Origin of the sequence: Psychrobium sp. 1_MG-2023 (assembly GCF_030689115.1) — a bacterium.
GTDB lineage: Bacteria > Pseudomonadota > Gammaproteobacteria > Enterobacterales > Psychrobiaceae > Psychrobium.
On the sequence record NZ_JAUYVJ010000023.1, the window covers coordinates 57,364 to 73,918 of the forward strand.

General features: G+C 41.1%; 20 protein-coding genes. 4 read left to right on the forward strand and 16 right to left on the reverse strand.

Going from position 1 to position 16,555, the window contains the following annotated elements; all coding sequences use genetic code 11:
* Position 1 precedes the first annotated feature (1 nt).
* From Q8W26_RS12625 to ubiE, 8 genes are read right to left on the reverse strand one after another with little or no spacing between them, the layout of a single operon-like run.
* Positions 2-796 (reverse strand): TatD family hydrolase, encoded by a 795-nt coding sequence (locus Q8W26_RS12625; RefSeq protein WP_101213174.1) that lies wholly within the window; start codon positions 794-796, stop codon positions 2-4.
* Positions 796-1,311: a hypothetical protein gene (locus Q8W26_RS12630; protein ID WP_101213173.1), complete on the reverse strand. Its 516-nt coding sequence runs from the start codon at positions 1,309-1,311 to the stop codon at positions 796-798. Before Q8W26_RS12630 ends, Q8W26_RS12625 begins: the two co-directional genes overlap by 1 nt.
* Before the next feature lie 9 nt (positions 1,312-1,320).
* Positions 1,321-2,061, reverse strand: coding sequence for a twin-arginine translocase subunit TatC (tatC, locus tag Q8W26_RS12635; RefSeq protein WP_101213172.1), 741 nt, complete (start codon positions 2,059-2,061; stop codon positions 1,321-1,323).
* Between the two features lie 2 nt (positions 2,062-2,063).
* A complete protein-coding gene (gene tatB / locus Q8W26_RS12640) occupies positions 2,064-2,405 on the reverse strand; it encodes a Sec-independent protein translocase protein TatB (protein WP_101213171.1) in 342 nt (113 codons plus the stop codon).
* A gap of 6 nt (positions 2,406-2,411) precedes the next feature.
* Positions 2,412-2,639, reverse strand: coding sequence for a Sec-independent protein translocase subunit TatA (tatA, locus tag Q8W26_RS12645; RefSeq protein ID WP_101213170.1), 228 nt, complete (start codon positions 2,637-2,639; stop codon positions 2,412-2,414).
* A 57-nt stretch (positions 2,640-2,696) separates the two neighbouring features.
* A complete protein-coding gene (gene ubiB, locus Q8W26_RS12650) occupies positions 2,697-4,346 on the reverse strand; it encodes a ubiquinone biosynthesis regulatory protein kinase UbiB (protein ID WP_101213169.1) in 1,650 nt (549 codons plus the stop codon).
* Positions 4,346-4,951 (reverse strand): SCP2 domain-containing protein, encoded by a 606-nt coding sequence (locus tag Q8W26_RS12655; protein ID WP_101213168.1) that lies wholly within the window; start codon positions 4,949-4,951, stop codon positions 4,346-4,348. Before Q8W26_RS12655 ends, ubiB begins: the two co-directional genes overlap by 1 nt.
* A gap of 9 nt (positions 4,952-4,960) precedes the next feature.
* Entirely contained in the window at positions 4,961-5,716 is a 756-nt protein-coding gene (gene ubiE, locus Q8W26_RS12660) for a bifunctional demethylmenaquinone methyltransferase/2-methoxy-6-polyprenyl-1,4-benzoquinol methylase UbiE (protein ID WP_101213167.1), read from the reverse strand.
* A 360-nt stretch (positions 5,717-6,076) separates the two neighbouring features.
* Between ubiE and rarD the strand changes: the two genes are divergently transcribed.
* Positions 6,077-6,982, forward strand: coding sequence for an EamA family transporter RarD (rarD, locus tag Q8W26_RS12665; protein WP_101213166.1), 906 nt, complete (start codon positions 6,077-6,079; stop codon positions 6,980-6,982).
* Here the strand turns inward: rarD and Q8W26_RS12670 are convergent.
* Together Q8W26_RS12670 and Q8W26_RS12675 are read right to left on the reverse strand one after the other, a co-directional pair.
* Positions 6,971-7,681 (reverse strand): glycerophosphodiester phosphodiesterase family protein, encoded by a 711-nt coding sequence (locus tag Q8W26_RS12670; protein ID WP_101213165.1) that lies wholly within the window; start codon positions 7,679-7,681, stop codon positions 6,971-6,973. The genes rarD and Q8W26_RS12670 overlap by 12 nt on opposite strands.
* A complete protein-coding gene (locus tag Q8W26_RS12675; RefSeq protein WP_101213164.1) occupies positions 7,681-8,331 on the reverse strand; it encodes a glutathione S-transferase in 651 nt (216 codons plus the stop codon). The genes Q8W26_RS12670 and Q8W26_RS12675 overlap by 1 nt, the downstream gene beginning before the upstream one ends.
* Before the next feature lie 195 nt (positions 8,332-8,526).
* Between Q8W26_RS12675 and Q8W26_RS12680 the strand changes: the two genes are divergently transcribed.
* On the forward strand, positions 8,527-9,264 hold the full coding sequence (locus Q8W26_RS12680; protein ID WP_305473572.1) for an EAL domain-containing protein: 738 nt from the start codon (positions 8,527-8,529) through the stop codon (positions 9,262-9,264).
* 84 nt (positions 9,265-9,348) lie between these two features.
* Here the strand turns inward: Q8W26_RS12680 and uvrD are convergent, their stop codons facing one another.
* From uvrD to Q8W26_RS12710, 6 genes are all read right to left on the reverse strand, one after another.
* A complete protein-coding gene (uvrD, locus tag Q8W26_RS12685) occupies positions 9,349-11,514 on the reverse strand; it encodes a DNA helicase II (protein WP_101213163.1) in 2,166 nt (721 codons plus the stop codon).
* A 96-nt stretch (positions 11,515-11,610) separates the two neighbouring features.
* Positions 11,611-12,396 carry an HAD-IA family hydrolase gene (locus tag Q8W26_RS12690; RefSeq protein ID WP_101213162.1) on the reverse strand — a complete coding sequence of 262 codons (786 nt, stop codon included), beginning with the start codon at positions 12,394-12,396 and terminating at the stop codon, positions 11,611-11,613.
* Positions 12,357-13,022: a DUF484 family protein gene (locus tag Q8W26_RS12695; protein ID WP_101213161.1), complete on the reverse strand. Its 666-nt coding sequence runs from the start codon at positions 13,020-13,022 to the stop codon at positions 12,357-12,359. Before Q8W26_RS12695 ends, Q8W26_RS12690 begins: the two co-directional genes overlap by 40 nt.
* A gap of 47 nt (positions 13,023-13,069) precedes the next feature.
* Positions 13,070-13,900: a diaminopimelate epimerase gene (dapF, locus tag Q8W26_RS12700; RefSeq protein ID WP_101213160.1), complete on the reverse strand. Its 831-nt coding sequence runs from the start codon at positions 13,898-13,900 to the stop codon at positions 13,070-13,072.
* 40 nt (positions 13,901-13,940) lie between these two features.
* Positions 13,941-15,194 carry a diaminopimelate decarboxylase gene (lysA, locus tag Q8W26_RS12705; protein ID WP_101213159.1) on the reverse strand — a complete coding sequence of 418 codons (1,254 nt, stop codon included), beginning with the start codon at positions 15,192-15,194 and terminating at the stop codon, positions 13,941-13,943.
* Positions 15,194-15,328, reverse strand: a complete 135-nt coding sequence (locus Q8W26_RS12710; RefSeq protein ID WP_101213158.1) for a lipoprotein — start codon at positions 15,326-15,328, stop codon at positions 15,194-15,196. Before Q8W26_RS12710 ends, lysA begins: the two co-directional genes overlap by 1 nt.
* Positions 15,329-15,406: 78 nt before the next feature.
* Between Q8W26_RS12710 and cyaY the strand changes: the two genes are divergently transcribed.
* Together cyaY and Q8W26_RS12720 are read left to right on the forward strand one after the other, a co-directional pair.
* Complete coding sequence (gene cyaY, locus Q8W26_RS12715) at positions 15,407-15,730, forward strand: iron donor protein CyaY (protein WP_101213157.1); 324 nt, start codon at positions 15,407-15,409, stop codon at positions 15,728-15,730.
* A complete protein-coding gene (locus Q8W26_RS12720) occupies positions 15,730-16,410 on the forward strand; it encodes an alpha/beta hydrolase (protein ID WP_101213156.1) in 681 nt (226 codons plus the stop codon). Before cyaY ends, Q8W26_RS12720 begins: the two co-directional genes overlap by 1 nt.
* Positions 16,411-16,555 lie beyond the last annotated feature (145 nt).

Consider the following 16,555-nt stretch of genomic DNA (forward strand, 5'->3'; position numbering starts at 1 on the left):
TTTATTTAATGTCAAAAAATTGCTTAGTGGTTTTATAGCAGTTCTTTGATAGCTGCTCTAACGATTGACCCCTTGCTTGCGCTACGCGTGCTGCTATATGAGGCAAATTTGCCGGTACATTATTACGCGATTTGGGTTTTGGTTTCAAATCTCTCGGAATTAAATATGGGGAATCCGTTTCTAACATCAAACGGTTATCTGGGATTAAGTGAACACTCTCTAATAAGTGTAACCCGCGCCGCTCATCACAAATCCATCCCGTAATGCCTATGTGTAAATCCAGAGATAATAGATCGTTTAACTCACTTTCTTCACCAGTGAAACAGTGAACAACCCCTTTAGATATATCGCTTTTATATCGTTCGAAAATTGTAATAAAGCGGTCGTGAGCATCTCGTTGATGCATGATGATAGGCATATTTAGGGTAGCTGCTAACTCTAGTTGAGCTTCAAATGCATACTCTTGTTTTGGTCTCGGAGAAAAATCACGATTAAAATCTAAACCGCACTCACCCAATGCGACTACTGTCGGCTCTTGTGCAAAAGCTGATAGTTGAGCGATAGAATGTTGATCAAAAGTTTTTGCATCATGCGGGTGAATACCTGCTGTTGCGTAAATTGAACCTGGGAACCGCTTACTTAATAAAATGGCTTTTTCAGTGTTGACAATGTTACAGCCCAAAGCGATTAAATGATTAACATTAACCGCTTTTGCCTCTTCAATGATTTGCTCGACGCGAGTTTCTAGCGGACCATTACTGATGTTGACAGCTATATCTATATAAGACTCAGGCATTATTTAAGTCGCTTGATCTTGATACGGCTATTGGCTGTTGGTTTTTGAAGAAAGAATGAGCCCCAGGCTCCTTTTGACACAATAACCTGCTCATCTGTCTTTAAACGGAAACGCTTGGAGTCTCGTTGTTGCCAAATTTGACCGTTTTTAAAGGTAATCTTTAATTTTCCATGAGGATTTTTTTGGACTTTTTGTACTGTAAACGTTAGCGATTCCGGTGTTTGTGTAATAACTTTTGACTCGAAACCAAACTGTTGAGTAAGTTTTTTGGGTTCAGCTACATTTACCACTGCTTTTGGTTTAGCCGTCTCTAGTATTACTTCTGACTTAGCTAGCGAGACCTCTTTACCTTTAGGTGCTTTTTCCTTTTTTATTACTAGTGAGTCAAAACATGTTAAGCGCTTTTTATTATCTTCAAATTTAGCGCAGTGTTGTATTTTATCTTGAGTACTTTTTGCAGATGCATTAAATGCAATTAGTAGTAATACAGTGATTGATAGTGATAACAATTTCATAAATAAAACCTACTCTTCGACGGTGTTGTTGTCAGTATTTGGGCGGTAGAGTGAAGCAATGAGTAAGCCACATTCAAATAATATAAGCATTGGAATTGCGAGCATCGATTGAGAAATAATGTCAGGTGGTGTTAATAACATACCAACTACAAATGCACCCACTACAACGTAGGGACGTTTTGCTTTAAGGCTTTCTGGTGTAGTGACACCAGCCCAGCACATTAAGATAATCGCAATAGGAATTTCAAAGGCAAAACCAAAAGCAAAAAATAGCTTAAGAACAAAGTCTAGGTAACTCTCGATATCTGTCGCAATAGTGACCCCTTCAGGAGCTACACTAGTGAAAAAACCAAATATCACTGGAAAAACCACATAATAGGCAAAGGCTATACCTGCATAAAATAAGATTGTGCTGGCGCATAAAAGAGGTAAAACCAAACGTTTTTCGTGCTTATAGAGCGCTGGGGCGATAAAACTCCAGATCTGATGGAGCACAAAAGGAATTGCAATAAAAAATGACAACATCAAGGTTAACTTAAAAGGAGCGAAAAATGATGATGTCACCCCTGTCGCAATCATTGACGTCCCTTCGGGCAATTGCTCTTTTAATGGTTGTGAAACGTATATGTAAAGATCGTTCGCAAAATAGACGAGACCGATGAAAATGAGCAGAACGCTAAAAATGGCTTTTAATAAACCATTCCTAAGTTCCATTAGGTGTGAAATAAGCGGTTGCGAAGACGTTGACATAATTATTCTTTAGCTGGAGGAGTCGAGTTACTCGGTTTAGTTTCATAGGGGCGAGTAACTTCTTGGGCGGCCTGTTGTAATGTTTGAACCGACTTCCTTAACTCTTCAGGAATCGCCTCACTATTAAGATCGCTAGAGATACTTTCAGCTTTTTTCAAATCGCTGTGTAACTTTTCAATTTCAAGTTCTTGTTCAAGCTCATTCTTAACGTTTTGGGCCATTCGTCGTGTGGTTTTAATCCAGCCTGACACAGTTCTAACCGCTGTTGGTAGCCGTTCAGGACCTAAAACAATAAGCCCTAAAATACCAATGACAATGAGCTCCCACAGACCGATATCGAACATAAAGAGTTAAACCTGCTCTTTTTTGTTTTCTACCGATTCAGCCTGCTCTTTAGTCGCTGTTGTATCAGCGGTTTTGTTATCTAAAGACTGTGACTCATCATTGTTCATCGCTTTTTTAAAGCCTTTTACAGAAGAACCCAGATCGCTACCTAAGTTACGTAATTTTTTTGTACCAAATAATAAAACGATGATCACAGCAACAATCAATAATTGCCAAATTCCAATGTTACCCATAACGGCTCCAGTTATTCTTATAAAAACTTAATTACACCTATTCTAATCGTTTTTTGACTAGTCTGTATAGCTGCTTTTATCTTGCCATGCTTTAAACCAACAAAAGATTGAACCAATACTTGTTGCTAGCAATAAGCCATCGCTCTTATCATGAAGGTAAAGTAGCGTACTTGATAGCAGCAGGCAGCTGCCAATAATTAAAAAGAACTGGCTCCGCTGTTGTAGGTGTTGATTGCGCAGTAATCGCTGTTGATTCTTCTGCCATTGTGCTTGCTGCTTTTGCTGACGCTTTAAACTGTCATAAACTAAATTTGGCAGTTCAGGCATCTTCTCTAGCCAAAATGGCCCGTTCGCTTTTACTGCTTGGTAAAACGCTTGCGGCCCCATCTGCTCTTTAAGCCAGCGCTCTAAAAACGGTTTGGCGGTTTGCCATAAGTCGAGTTCTGGGTAGAGCTGGCGGCCAAGCCCTTCAATATAAAGTAAAGTTTTTTGAAGCAGCACTAGTTGAGGCTGAACTTGCATATTAAATTGACGAGCCGTATCAAACAGGTTGATTAATACATGGCCAAAGGATATCTCAGCTAGCGGCTTAGCGAAAATCGGTTCGAGAACATGACGAATAGCAAACTCAAATTCTTCAACATTGGTATCACTGGGTACCCACCCTGAATCCACGTGAAGCGTTGCAACTTTGTGATAGTCACGATTAAAGAAGGCGGCAAAGTTTTCCGCAAGATAGCGCTGATCTTCTTTGTTTAATGTCCCTACAATGCCACAATCAATGCCGATGTACTTTGGATTATGGGGTGTCTCTTTAGAAACAAAGATGTTGCCTGGGTGCATATCTGCATGAAAGAAACTATCACGGAAGACTTGAGTGAAGAAGACTTCAACACCACGTTCCGCTAATAGTTTAAGATCCGTGTTTTGTGCTTTTAATTGTTCAATATCTGCAACAGGTATCCCAAAGATACGCTCAATGACTAGCATGTTTTTAAAGCAATACTCTGGGTATATTTCAGGGATGTATAATGAATCTGAGTTGGTAAAATTACTGCGTAACACCTGAGTGTTGGCTGCCTCTTTACTCATGTCCAATTCATTGAGAATGGTACGACGATACTCTTCAACGACTTCGACTGGGCGCAATCGCTCACTGTGTTGTGGTAATACCTTGGTCAATAGCTTGGCAAAGGTTGCCATTAAATCGGTATCACTCTTTATGATGTTAGTAATCTCAGGACGAATAACCTTGATGACGACTTGCTGCTGCGTTTCTTTTAATGTTGCAGTATGCACTTGTGCAATCGATGCGCTGGCGAGGGGAACTGAATCAAAATGATCGAATACTTTCTCAATAGGTTGCTCAAGGTTTCTTGTAATCAGCTCTATCGCTTGCTCACTAGGAAATGGCGCGACATTATCTTGTAACTTACTTAACTCTTTGGCTAGTTCCGGAGTGAGTAAATCGCGGCGAGTAGACAGCATTTGGCCAAACTTTATATAAACGGGGCCGAGCTTTTCTAAGCTTAAGCGCAAGCGTTCGGCTTGGGATTTATCTTGGTGTTGATTGGTGAGCCAAAAGAAACAATAACGTCCAGCACGTGCATACCAAGGCAATAAGTGCCATGGAATGAATTCATCTAATCCATATTGAAAGAAAACTTTATTTAATTGATAAAAGCGGCGTAGGCGAGAGAACTTCATTAATGCGTTCCAAGAGAGTTAGTTAATTGTAGTAAACGTTCTGTACGCTGCTCTAGTTCTGAGACTTGATCGCTAAAGTGTACAAATTCTAGCTGGCCTAAAACGAGCCGTTTTTCTTGTGACAAATACTCGGCTAACTGTTGTTTACTTTCCAGGCTTTTATGATGGAGGCCTGATAAGGTTTTTTTAACACCTAAAGTCGCTCGATGTGCAACTAGGTCTCCCGTGTAGTGTGACAAAAGTTCAGCCCAATCGATGTCTAATTCCGTTACTAAGTCGGCAAACTGTTGTAAAACTTTGATATCACCTTGAATAACTAGCTGATCTTGTTTTATCAGTTCGCTGATATTCGGCGTGTTTTTTAAGGCTGCAAGCGTGTTTAAGGCTAATCCTAATTCAACATCACACTTACCTTCATAACGATTGAGCACATCGATTTTTGTTGAACTAAAGTGAAAATATAGAGGCTGCTTATATTCAGCTAGGGTGACGGCAATGGTCTTTCCTAGCAATGGTTGCATCCGTAAATGGTGGGTTCTATCTAATGTAAGTAGATGGTTGAGTGCTGTTTCAACAACAGCACTGATTAAAGTAGGGAAGGGCATGACGCAACCTTAGAACTTATAACCACGGTGTAATGCAACAATACCGCCAGTTAAATTATAAAACTGAGTTTGTTCAAAACCAGCGCTATCCATCATGCCTTGTAATGTCGCTTGATCTGGGTGCATGCGAATAGATTCTGCTAAATATTTATAACTCTCACTATCGTTAGCTATGACTTTTCCCATTGTTGGTAGTAAGTTAAAGCTATACATGTCATAAGCTTTAGAGAGAAGTTCATTGCTTGGCTTTGAAAACTCTAATACTAAGAGGCGTCCACCAGGCTTTAATACACGGTACATTGAACGTAACGCTTTATCTTTATCGGTGACGTTTCGTAGCCCAAAAGCAATAGTAATAAGATCGAATGTATTGTCTGGGAATGGCAATGCTTCTGCATTGGCTTGCACATAATCAACGTTAGATACGACACCTAGATCGCGTAACTTATCACGACCTACTTTAAGCATCGAATCATTTATATCAGCTAATACGACCTGACCTTTGTCGCCAACAACACGAGAAAATTTGGCCGTTAAATCGCCTGTACCACCGGCTAGATCTAATACTTTCTGGCCAGGACGAATACCGGAACAATCAATGGCAAAACGCTTCCATAAGCGATGAACACCAAATGACATTAAGTCATTCATAATGTCATACTTAGCGGCAACGGAATGAAAAACGTCAGCGACCTTGGTGGCTTTTTCTTCAACCTTTACTTGTTCATAGCCAAAATGGGTTGTTTCATTATCGGTGTTGCTCATTGTCAGGTTCTCATTGTCTAAATTACCCGCTAGTGTACTTGATGCAGTTCACTTTCTAAATACTCTGAGTAAATAAATCAGCGTAGATCAAAATTAATTAAATAAATATTGAACTAATAAAGATTATGCTGCTCTATTAAATTGACATTGAGTTATCTCTCTCATGTTTCCTGTAAGTGATTATTTGCGGCACCATCATTTGATGGTGCTTTTTTTTTACTGCACACCAGTAAATAACGGTCACTCTGTTGCCTCTCCAACCCTTTTGATTACATTCGCGGAAGAACGGAGCTATCTCATTAATAGCTTTGTCGTAGATTACCCTTTAAACTATCGGCTTTCTTTTTTAAGGGTAGTGCTATGCTAGCTGAGCAACGATATAAACATGGGCTAATGTTCGCTTTTAGCGCCTATATCATGTGGGGGATTGCGCCACTCTATTTTAAAGCGCTAGGCGATATTGGCGCTGTCGACATTTTATTACACCGAGTAGTATGGTCTTTTGCTTTTGTATTAATTGTAATTGCACTAATGCGCGGTTTTAGTAATATCAAGCAGTTATTTGCTCAGCGAAAAAAAATCCTCTTACTGGCGGTGACTTCCGTCATTATTGCTTTTAACTGGTTATTATTTATTTGGGCTATCAATAATGATCGAATGCTTGATGCGTCGCTAGGTTATTATATTAATCCCCTATTTAACATTTTGTTAGGTACGGTTTTCTTAGCAGAAAAACTGCGACGATTACAGTGGGCTGCTGTGGCTCTTGCCGCCATAGCCGTGTTGGTTGAGCTGATTTCATTCGGATCTATACCTTGGGTGTCGTTGGCATTAGCTAGCTCATTTGGTATTTATGGTCTCCTGCGAAAAAAAATTAATATCGATGCGTTGAGTGGCTTGTTTGTAGAAACGTTGTTCTTATTACCCGTTGCTTTAGCTTATTTATGGTTAATTGATCATAGCTCGATTGAATTACTGATGAGTGACTTAACTTATAGCCTATTATTGGTTGCCGCGGGTGTAGTGACAACGTTACCGCTATTAGCGTTTTCAGCGGCTGCTATCAGAATACCATTATCAACTTTAGGTTTTATTCAATATATTGGGCCGAGTCTAATGCTGCTATTGGCAGTTTTTGTTTATGGAGAAGCCTTTTCAATGGAAAAAGCGATAACCTTTGGCTTTATTTGGCTGGCTCTTATTGTTTATAGTTACGATGGTTTAATGAATCATCGCAGGAAAAAGCAAGCGTTATCAGCCGGGTAATGATAACGCTTGCTCATCGAGCCAGTGTAGCATTCGCTCAGGGTAATCAGTAAATAAACCGTCGACTCCCATCGCAGCAAACTCGTCAAACTGTAGATGATTATTGACGGTATAAACAAATACCTTTAAGCCGCGCTGGTGAGCATCATCAATTATTTGTTGATTAATCGACTGAGCACAGAGGTTAATTGACCAAGCGTTAAGCTGCTGTGCAAACTCGGCATACCCAAGCATAACTCCAGCGCTTAATGCGCCAATACGACATTGTGGTTGCTGTTGCTTTATCCATTGTAGTTGATGATGAAAAAAGCCAGAGACTAAAAAATCTTGATACTGCCAACCTCGACTCACATATTGTTCAATTAATGCGAGAACCAACGCTGCGCTATTAGCATCTTTTAATTCAATATTTATTTTTGCGCGGTGATTAACAAGTTCAATTGCTTCATTTAATAAGGGGATTTGTTGACCGTTGCCTGCATCTAACTGGCGTAATTCGTTCAAGCTATAGTGTTCAATATGACCGTGGCCGTTGGTGGTGCGATCAAGGTACTCATCGTGTAATACAATGACTTGACCTGAATGTGCTCTAACATCAATTTCAATCCATGTTGCGCCCTGTTCTAATGCCACATCGATAGCGGCTAGGGTATTTTCAGGTGCATAGCCTCGAGCGCCACGGTGAGCAATACAAATCATTATGCAACCTCAGTGGCAGGAAAGTGACAAACCTCATGATTAGGTTGCCATTGCGGAAACTTTGTCATCACTTGCGCGAAAGCGTGCATGGCTAGAAAGCTCGACAGCCATTGTTGGAGCCTAGGGTAGGGAGCAGCATCAAACCAAGTTTTATCAACATGAGCAAATTGACGAATAAAAGGAAATATTGCGATGTCAGCATAACTATAGCTATCACCGAATAAGAAATCTTGTTCGGTCAGCATTTGTTCTAGTCTTTGTAGAAAAAACTCGCCTTGCTTTCGGTACTCGCTCTGCGTGTGCTCAGGATGGCGGTCAAAATATTTATAACGATCGAGTTGTTGCTTAAAATCATTATCATTGTAGTCAATCAATTCAACCTGCGTCGCTGTCGCCAATGCCAAAGTCGGACTAGCTGCATTGTTAATGGCCCAGTCCATAATTTCACGGCTTTCCTCAATTACTTGGCTATCTGCTAGCACGAGCACTGGCACAGTACCTTTTGGAGAATATTCTAGTAATGAGTGTGGCTTATCTTTTAAAACGACTTCACGTAACTCTGTTGTGGTGTCGTTAAGGTAGATTGCCATACGCGCACGCATAGCGTACGGGCATCGTCTAAAGCTATATAAAATTGGCAGTGTATTCATGGTGTCATTAAATTGGAGGTAATTGTTTATATTGTAGCGGGTAAAAACGAGACTTCACAGTTCAGACTGCTCTGGATATTTGAGAGTGCTGTCATAGTAGCCTATCAACTGGTCAAGCCGGATTTTCACTTGTAGTGAAAATAATTATCATTCATTATGTGTCGCAATCGTTACTGTTTATTTAAGGAAGTATCAGTGTGTATTAACGATACCATGCTCTCTACGGTGCAATTGGTTCATTTAATTGAAAGTAAGAATTTTGGCGTAGAGTATCAACCTATTATTGACGTTCGAAATAAAGAGGTGTTTGCTTACGAAGCGCTTGCGCGATTTTATAATTGTTCGGACAAGCCTATTCGCCCCGATCATGTCTTTGCCGCATTACATGATAATCCATTATCTTTATATCAGGTGGAGCTAGCGCAGAAGAAGTTACAATTGGCTAATGCTCCTCACTCACATCGATTATTTGTTAACCTCGATCAAGATTCATACTTTGTGTGTGACAGACATGATGAGCCAAATGCATTTCTTAATTTGTTTAAAGAGTATCACACGACCTTGGTGGTTGAGTTAATCGAAAACTCAGAAATTAGTGATGCGAGAAAAAGTCTGGAAATGATTAACCTGATGAAGGAAAACAATATCAAGACTGCGTTAGATGATGTGTGTAACGAACACTCGATGCTCTCGACGCTGGTATTAGAGCGAGTCAATTACATTAAGTTTGATCGCTACGTTATGCTAAACCGCCATCGGCCAGCATTTTTAACGTTACTTGATGCGTTGATTTCTTATGCCAAGGCGGCTAATAAACCACTTATTTTAGAAGGTGTTGAGACTGAGGAAGACTTCGCCTTTGCTCAAGAGATTGGGGTGGATTATGTGCAAGGCTTTTTGTTTAAGTCACAGTTTATCAACATTCGTGCTTAAGCCTCTCAAATTTGCATGCCAAAACAAAAAAAGCGCCAGTTAAACACTCGCGCTTTTAGTTAACCCAATTATTTAACGGGTAGTTTAAATCACTTCAAGTCGGGCGTAGGCAACAAATAACCATTTTGTTCCGACATCATCGAAACTCACTTCAACCCGAGATTGTGCGCCGCTACCCTCATAATTAATAATCGTACCATCACCAAACTTACTATGTGTTACACGTTGACCTAAACTGAGACCTGTTTCGTTAAACTGCTCTTGGCTTTGATTAAAGCGATTGTACTGTGTTGGTCGAGACACTTGGGTGGTTAAGCGGATTTCGTCAACGAGCTCACTGGGGATTTCTCGAATGAAACGTGATGGTTTATGAAACTTTTCTTGGCCGTATAAACGGCGCGACTCGGCGTGACTAATATAGAGCTTTTTCATCGCCCGCGTGATCCCAACATAGGCGAGACGGCGTTCTTCTTCCATTTTATCCGGCTCTTCCATGGTGCGGGTACTTGGGAACATACCTTCTTCAACACCAGCGATTAATACCATTGGGAACTCGAGCCCTTTGGCACTGTGCATCGTCATTAGTTGTACCGCATCGTCATATTCATCGGCTTGAGAGTCACCTGATTCAAGTGCTGCATGAGATAAGAAGGCGTTTAATGGCGTCATTTCTTCCGCTTCTTCTGGAATAATAAAATCATTCATAGCCGTTAATAGCTGATCTAAGTTCTCGATACGGTCTTGGGCACGATCGCCTTTTTCATTTTGATACATGGTTTTTAAGCCACTGTGATTAACCACAAAGTCAGTCATTGAGCGCAGACTCATTTCGGCACTATCATCTTCTAATTGTTCGATTAAAGACAGGAAGCCTTTTACTGCATTGGCCGCACGCCCAGTCAGTATCTTTTCACTAAGTAGTAATTTACTCACTTGCCATAATGTCATCCCTTGTTGACGGGCATTATGGCGGAGTTTATCTAGGGTGGTTGCACCGATACCACGCGCAGGAGTATTAACCACACGCTCAAATGCCGCATCATCATCGCGATTACTCATTAGACGTAAATAACCTAAGGTATCTTTTATCTCTAGACGATCATAGAAGCGTAAACCGCCATAGATACGATAAGGCAATTGTTGTGCTAGTAACGCTTCTTCAATCACGCGTGATTGAGCATTACTGCGGTATAAGATAGCCACTTCTTCTAAGTTACCACCTTGCTCGTGCCATTCTTTAATTTTATTACTAATAAATCGAGCTTCGTCTAATTCATTAAATGCAGCATAAAGAGAAATGGGGTCGCCTTTGTTATCTTCGGTCCACAATTTTTTACCTAAGCGTTCAGTGTTATTGCTGATCACTGCATTAGCAGCTTCAAGAATATTTGAGGTGGAGCGATAGTTTTGTTCAAGCTTGATGGTTTGCGCTTTAGGGTAATCGGTTAAAAAGCGTTGTAGGTTTTCAACTTTAGCGCCGCGCCACCCATAGATTGATTGGTCATCATCGCCAACAATCATAATATTGTTGTGCTGACCCGCCAGCATCTTAATCCACGCATACTGAATGTTATTGGTATCTTGGAATTCGTCGACCAGAATATTGCTAAAGCGTCGTTGGTAATGACTTAGTACTTGTGGGTTATTTAGCCATAACTCATGTGCGCGCAGTAGTAATTCAGCAAAGTCGACTAGGCCGGCACGATCGCAGGCATCTTGATAGGTTTTATACAGATCGCGCATGGTTGTTTCATACGCATCGCCATAAGTTTCAATATGCTTAGGTCTGAGCCCTTCATCTTTATGGCTGTTGATATACGACTGTACTTGGCGTGGTGGAAAGCTTTTCTCATCAAGGTTCATTGATTTTAAAATGCGCTTAAGCATTTTAAATTGATCGTCAGAGTCGATCACTTGAAAGTTCTCAGGTAACTTAGCTTCGCTATAGTGCATACGCAACAAGCGATGGGCAATACCATGAAAGGTCCCGATCCACATTTTACCCAGTTGATCGCCCAGCAGGCTCTCAACACGATAGCGCATTTCTTTAGCCGCTTTATTGGTAAAGGTTACTGCTAGAATAGAAAACGTTGAATGTTGCTCTACTTTTAATAGCCATGCAATGCGATGAACTAATACCCGAGTCTTACCACTACCAGCGCCTGCTAATACTAGCTGATTGCCTGGTTGTGCTGCCACGGCATCACGCTGTTTATCATTTAAGCCATCGAGTAGTAAGGAAACGTCCATCATTAAAGTTCTTGTTGTTGAATAATGGCTCAACTATAGCAAACACTGTACGTAAATACACTGTTTGTGGTTTAAATATAGGGTGTGACGATAACGCTATTTGAGTAATTGTTTTAGTTGAGTAATAGTCGACAGTTCAAATGTTGGGAGTTGCAGCGACCCTTTTCTGTGCTGAATTAATTGTTGTGTTGGATTATACCAACCACTTTGCCAGCCTGCGTTATTTGCACCAACAATATCTGAGATCGGGTGGTCACCAATATATAGTATTGATTGTTGGGGGAGTGCTAACCGCTGTTGTGCTTGAGTAAATAAACACTGGGCAGGCTTCATCGGGCAGTGTTGATTAGGGTGGAGTGCAAATTCGAATAAATGACCTAGCCCCAGTTTGTGAATGTCGGCATTCCCGTTTGAAATAACAAATAAGCGAAACTGTCTACCTAGTTCAGTTAATGTGTTGAGAGTGTTTGGTGTAATGGTGATTTTATTGCGCCATTGTAAAAATACGCTTAACGCTCGTTGACTACCCATCACTGCTTCATCAACACTATAACCCAATGAGAGTAGCCCTTGTTCAATGGATACTCGGCGGGATAATGAAATGTCATGAGCTAAGCTTGGCTGGTGGACAACCGCGGTTAAGCGTAGTTGTAGCCAGTCATTAAGTGTTAGTTTTTTAGTTTTTGGAAATTGCTGCAGAAGATATTGTTGTAACTGTTGCTCGGCGTGCGCTAAAACCGGTTGATTGTCATATAAGGTATCATCTAAATCGAAACCTATGGCAAGGGGGCGCTGATAAGTTTTATAAAAATGCATGGTGAGATAATTGCACTGAGCGAATGCTAAAGCATTCGCTGAATGAGGCTTGAGATTAAACGACATAATTGCGACAGCATCAAGTTGTCCGCTTCGGGGTGAAAGTGATGCGGGTCATCACTGGCAATAGCTAATAATCCTTGCTCGCCATGCTTACCTAAGGCGATTAGAGCGACAGACCCTATGATTGGTTGCTTAAACAATAATTGCTGCTCTTGTTGATTGATACGACCAAAATAATGATTAGCACGCCCAAGACGCTGTACGAGTAAGTTCTCTAACTCATTTCGTCTTATCGCTAGCTCTGTTGGTGCCTCTGTTGAATATAAGAAAAGAGTGGTTGGGCTTAATGACAGTTGCTCATTAAAGTATTGCGATAATGTGTGCTTAAGCTCAATGACGTTACTGCACTGTAATAATTCAAAGAATAATTTGGCGAATGTTTGATATAGCGCTTGGTTCTGCGCGGCAATCGACATCAGTGAGGTAATTTCATCTTCTAATGAATTGATCTTAGTGCGCATTAATTGCTGCTGGCGTTCAACTAAAGAGATCGCGCCCTGCTGTGCGCTGGGCAAACTTAGTTTTGATAATAATTGCTGGTGGCGCTGAAAAAAATCAGGGTGTTGCTCTAAATATTCTGCGACGATTGACTCATCTAGTAGATCCGATAATTCTTGTATTGTACTCATGCTCGTAAACTCACTATCGCAACTGTGTTGTTAAAACTGCATCTAATTTAAAGCTTAATTTGGCCATCATAAACATGCTGCGCCGGACCAGTCATTTTCAAGACGCTGCGATCTCCTCGCCAATTAATTTTGAGGCTACCACCGGGTAAGTCAACGGTAACGGTATGATCTAGTACACCTTGTTGTTGGCCAACGGCTACAGCTGCGCAAGCGCCTGTACCACAAGCCTGAGTTTCACCGACACCACGCTCAAATACTCGAAGTTTTATGTGGTTACGAGAAACTATTTCCATAAAGCCAATATTAGCTTGTTCAGGAAAGCGCTCATGTGATGTTAATGCAGGACCTAGTGTATCAACGGGTGCTGTGTCTACATCATCTACAGTAACAACACAATGTGGATTGCCCATTGAGACTACGCCACATAAAACAGTTTGCTCTTCGGTACGAAGAATGTAATTAGCTTCTTGCTTATTGGCTTGAAAAGGGACTTTCGATGGTTGGAATTGCGGTACCCCCATAGAAACAGTAACTAAGCCATTTCGTTCATGCTTTAACTGTAGCTTACCGCCTTTACAGCTGACGCCTAAGCGATAACGGTTGCTTAGGCCTTTCAAGCGGACAAAACGGGCAAAGCAGCGAGCGCCATTTCCACAGTTCTCGACTTCACTACCATCAGCATTAAAGATGCGGTAATGAAAGTCGAGATCGGGATCATAAGGAGCTTCAACCATTAGTAATTGGTCAAAGCCAATACCGGTATGGCGATCCGCTAAGCGAATGATTTGTTCTTTAGACAGAAATACATTCTGCGACACAGCATCGACCATGACAAAGTCATTACCAAGGCCGTGCATCTTTGAAAAATTTAATAACATTTAATTTCTTATAATTATACAACTGATCAGTTAAAAGCTATTAATCATCAATTGTCTTTGCTTCGCCTCGCCATAAATCAGCTAAAGTTTCGCGTTGGCGAATTTGGATGGCGCGATCTTTATCGACCATGACTTCAGCTGCCTTTACTCGAGAGTTATAATTTGATGCCATTGTGAAACCATAAGCACCTGATGAACGTACGGCAATTAAGTCGCCAGAGTTTAGGGCTAAATCACGTGATTTCCCTAAAAAGTCACCGGTTTCACAGATAGGACCAACCACATCATAATTTTTAGTGGCTTGTGTCGTTTGTTTAACTTCAACAATCTCTTGCCATGCACTATATAGTGAAGGTCGGATTAAGTCATTCATTGCGGCATCGATTATGGCAAAATTTTTGTCAGGCGTTTCTTTTAAGTATTCGACCTTAGAAACTAATATCCCAGCATTTGCCATAATCGCACGCCCCGGTTCGAAAATAATAGTTAGCTCAGGGTGATCCACTAAGCAATCAGCTAATGCACTGGCATACTCTGCTGGTTGAGGAGGTGTTTCATCTTGATAAGTAACGCCCAAGCCTCCGCCAACATCAATATGGCTAATCGTAATACCTTGCGCTTTCAATTGCTCAACCAACCCTAAGACACGTTTTAGGGCATCGGTGAAAGGTAATAGTTCCGTTAGCTGTGAACCAATGTGACAGTCGATCCCCTTTACTGCTAGCGATGGTGACTGAGCAGCAAACTGATAAGCGGCAATGGCATCTTCCATGCTAATACCAAATTTATTTTCTTTTAATCCCGTTGAGATATAAGGGTGAGTACCCGCATCGACATCGGGGTTAACACGAATAGATATTGGCGCAACTAAAGAAAGTTCTGCAGCAATAGCACTGATACGTTCTAGCTCAGGAACAGACTCGACATTAAAGCAATAGATGCCAACATCTAATGCATAACGAATCTCTTGGTCCGATTTACCAACGCCAGAGAACACAACTTTTTGAGGGTCGCCACCGGCTTCTAATACACGAGCTAGTTCACCCATAGAAACAATGTCAAAGCCAGAACCTAGTTTAGCTAGTGTATTTAAGATGGCCAAGTTTGAATTTGCTTTAACAGCGTAACAAACAAGATGAGGTTGATCGCCTGCTGCCTGATCGAATGCATGCCAGTGGCGTTCTATAGTTGCCCGAGAATAAACATAAAGTGGCGTGTCATATTGTTCTGCTAATTGGGTTACTGGAATCTCTTCAGCAAAAAGCTGTTGTTGTTTGAAGTTAAAATAGTCCATTAGTTTTGTTCTTTCTGTTGCGTAGGTTGAGGCTGATTTTTTTGTTGCTCTGGCTTGTCATGATAAAGCGGCCCTTTTTGACCGCAGCCAGATAATAAAATCAACAAAACAGTAAATATTGTAAGTTTTAGCATCTTTTATCCGGTGCTTATTAATTCAATTAGCCCTATAATCGCATTGTATATAGGAAAAGCAATGTTTTTGAGGATGATATGAACGATAGCGAATTTCACCAAATTGTAGACGACTACTTAATGGCCATTGAAGAAGCACTAGACGATGCGATGGTCGACTTTGATTATGAGACATCAGCTGGGGTGTTAAAATTAGCCTTTAGTGATGGCAGCCAAATCATTATTAACCGCCAAGAGCCGCTACACCAAATTTGGGTTGCGACAAAATTTGATGGTCATCATTTTGAATTAGCAGACCAAAAGTGGATCGACAATCGTACCGGCGATGAGTTATTAACATTAATAACTCAGAGTATCGAGCGTCAATCTGGTGTTGTTGTTACTTTACACGAGCCAACATAATGCCATCGACTATTACCAAGCAATTACAGTCAATTGTCAAAGAGCCAAAACAAACGGCCGATGCCGTGGTTATTTGGCTACACGGACTGGGGGATTCAGCAAAAGGTTTTTCCGATGTTGTTCCTGTATTAAAGTTAAGTTCGAATCATCGCATTCGCTTTGTCTTCCCAAATGCACCGCAACAACCTGTCACTATTAATGGTGGCTATGTGATGCGCTCATGGTATGACATCAAAACAATGGATCTCGAAGGACGTGCAGACCTTGCTACACTCCAACAAAGTGAACTACTGATAAAACAGCTGGTGGCAGAGCAGATCAATAGTGGGATTAAATCAGAACGTATTATTATTGCTGGTTTCTCGCAAGGCGGGGTGCTTGCACTATATACAGGCCTACGCCTTAAGCAAAAGGTAGCAGGGATAGCAGGTCTTTCATGTTATTTAGCTGAACAATCATTGCCAACATTTGGTAGTCAGGCTATTAATAGTAAAACACCTATCTTTAGCTCTCATGGCGAACAAGACATGACAGTCCCTTTTTCCGCAGGTAAAGAAGCGGCGAGACAATTAGCAGATGCAGGGTTTAATGTGCAATGGTCACAGTATCCGATGGAGCATTGGGTGTGCGAACCTCAGCTAAATAAGCTTGGCCAATGGATAGAACAAGCATTAGCGTAAAATAAATAGACAATTAAGCTGAATTATCGGCAGATCGCCTCATTTATAGACGCTTAAAATAAAAGATCAAAAAAGCCCTTGCCATGTGTCAGAAGATCCCTATAATGCGCATCCACTGACACGGGGAAGCAACTGCTAGAGCGCT

What these genes read in the sequence shown, in the direction of transcription:
- Q8W26_RS12625 (WP_101213174.1), bottom strand. Translation starts at nt 796, where the DNA reads ATGCCTGAGTCTTATATAGATATAGCTGTCAACATCAGTAATGGTCCG.
- Q8W26_RS12630 (WP_101213173.1), bottom strand. Translation starts at nt 1,311, where the DNA reads ATGAAATTGTTATCACTATCAATCACTGTATTACTACTAATTGCATTT.
- tatC (WP_101213172.1), bottom strand. Translation starts at nt 2,061, where the DNA reads ATGTCAACGTCTTCGCAACCGCTTATTTCACACCTAATGGAACTTAGG.
- tatB (WP_101213171.1), bottom strand. Translation starts at nt 2,405, where the DNA reads ATGTTCGATATCGGTCTGTGGGAGCTCATTGTCATTGGTATTTTAGGG.
- tatA (WP_101213170.1), bottom strand. Translation starts at nt 2,639, where the DNA reads ATGGGTAACATTGGAATTTGGCAATTATTGATTGTTGCTGTGATCATC.
- ubiB (WP_101213169.1), bottom strand. Translation starts at nt 4,346, where the DNA reads ATGAAGTTCTCTCGCCTACGCCGCTTTTATCAATTAAATAAAGTTTTC.
- Q8W26_RS12655 (WP_101213168.1), bottom strand. Translation starts at nt 4,951, where the DNA reads ATGCCCTTCCCTACTTTAATCAGTGCTGTTGTTGAAACAGCACTCAAC.
- ubiE (WP_101213167.1), bottom strand. Translation starts at nt 5,716, where the DNA reads ATGAGCAACACCGATAATGAAACAACCCATTTTGGCTATGAACAAGTA.
- rarD (WP_101213166.1), top strand. Translation starts at nt 6,077, where the DNA reads ATGCTAGCTGAGCAACGATATAAACATGGGCTAATGTTCGCTTTTAGC.
- Q8W26_RS12670 (WP_101213165.1), bottom strand. Translation starts at nt 7,681, where the DNA reads ATGATTTGTATTGCTCACCGTGGCGCTCGAGGCTATGCACCTGAAAAT.
- Q8W26_RS12675 (WP_101213164.1), bottom strand. Translation starts at nt 8,331, where the DNA reads ATGAATACACTGCCAATTTTATATAGCTTTAGACGATGCCCGTACGCT.
- uvrD (WP_101213163.1), bottom strand. Translation starts at nt 11,514, where the DNA reads ATGGACGTTTCCTTACTACTCGATGGCTTAAATGATAAACAGCGTGAT.
- Q8W26_RS12690 (WP_101213162.1), bottom strand. Translation starts at nt 12,396, where the DNA reads ATGTCGTTTAATCTCAAGCCTCATTCAGCGAATGCTTTAGCATTCGCT.
- Q8W26_RS12695 (WP_101213161.1), bottom strand. Translation starts at nt 13,022, where the DNA reads ATGAGTACAATACAAGAATTATCGGATCTACTAGATGAGTCAATCGTC.
- dapF (WP_101213160.1), bottom strand. Translation starts at nt 13,900, where the DNA reads ATGTTATTAAATTTTTCAAAGATGCACGGCCTTGGTAATGACTTTGTC.
- lysA (WP_101213159.1), bottom strand. Translation starts at nt 15,194, where the DNA reads ATGGACTATTTTAACTTCAAACAACAACAGCTTTTTGCTGAAGAGATT.
- Q8W26_RS12710 (WP_101213158.1), bottom strand. Translation starts at nt 15,328, where the DNA reads ATGCTAAAACTTACAATATTTACTGTTTTGTTGATTTTATTATCTGGC.
- cyaY (WP_101213157.1), top strand. Translation starts at nt 15,407, where the DNA reads ATGAACGATAGCGAATTTCACCAAATTGTAGACGACTACTTAATGGCC.
- Q8W26_RS12720 (WP_101213156.1), top strand. Translation starts at nt 15,730, where the DNA reads ATGCCATCGACTATTACCAAGCAATTACAGTCAATTGTCAAAGAGCCA.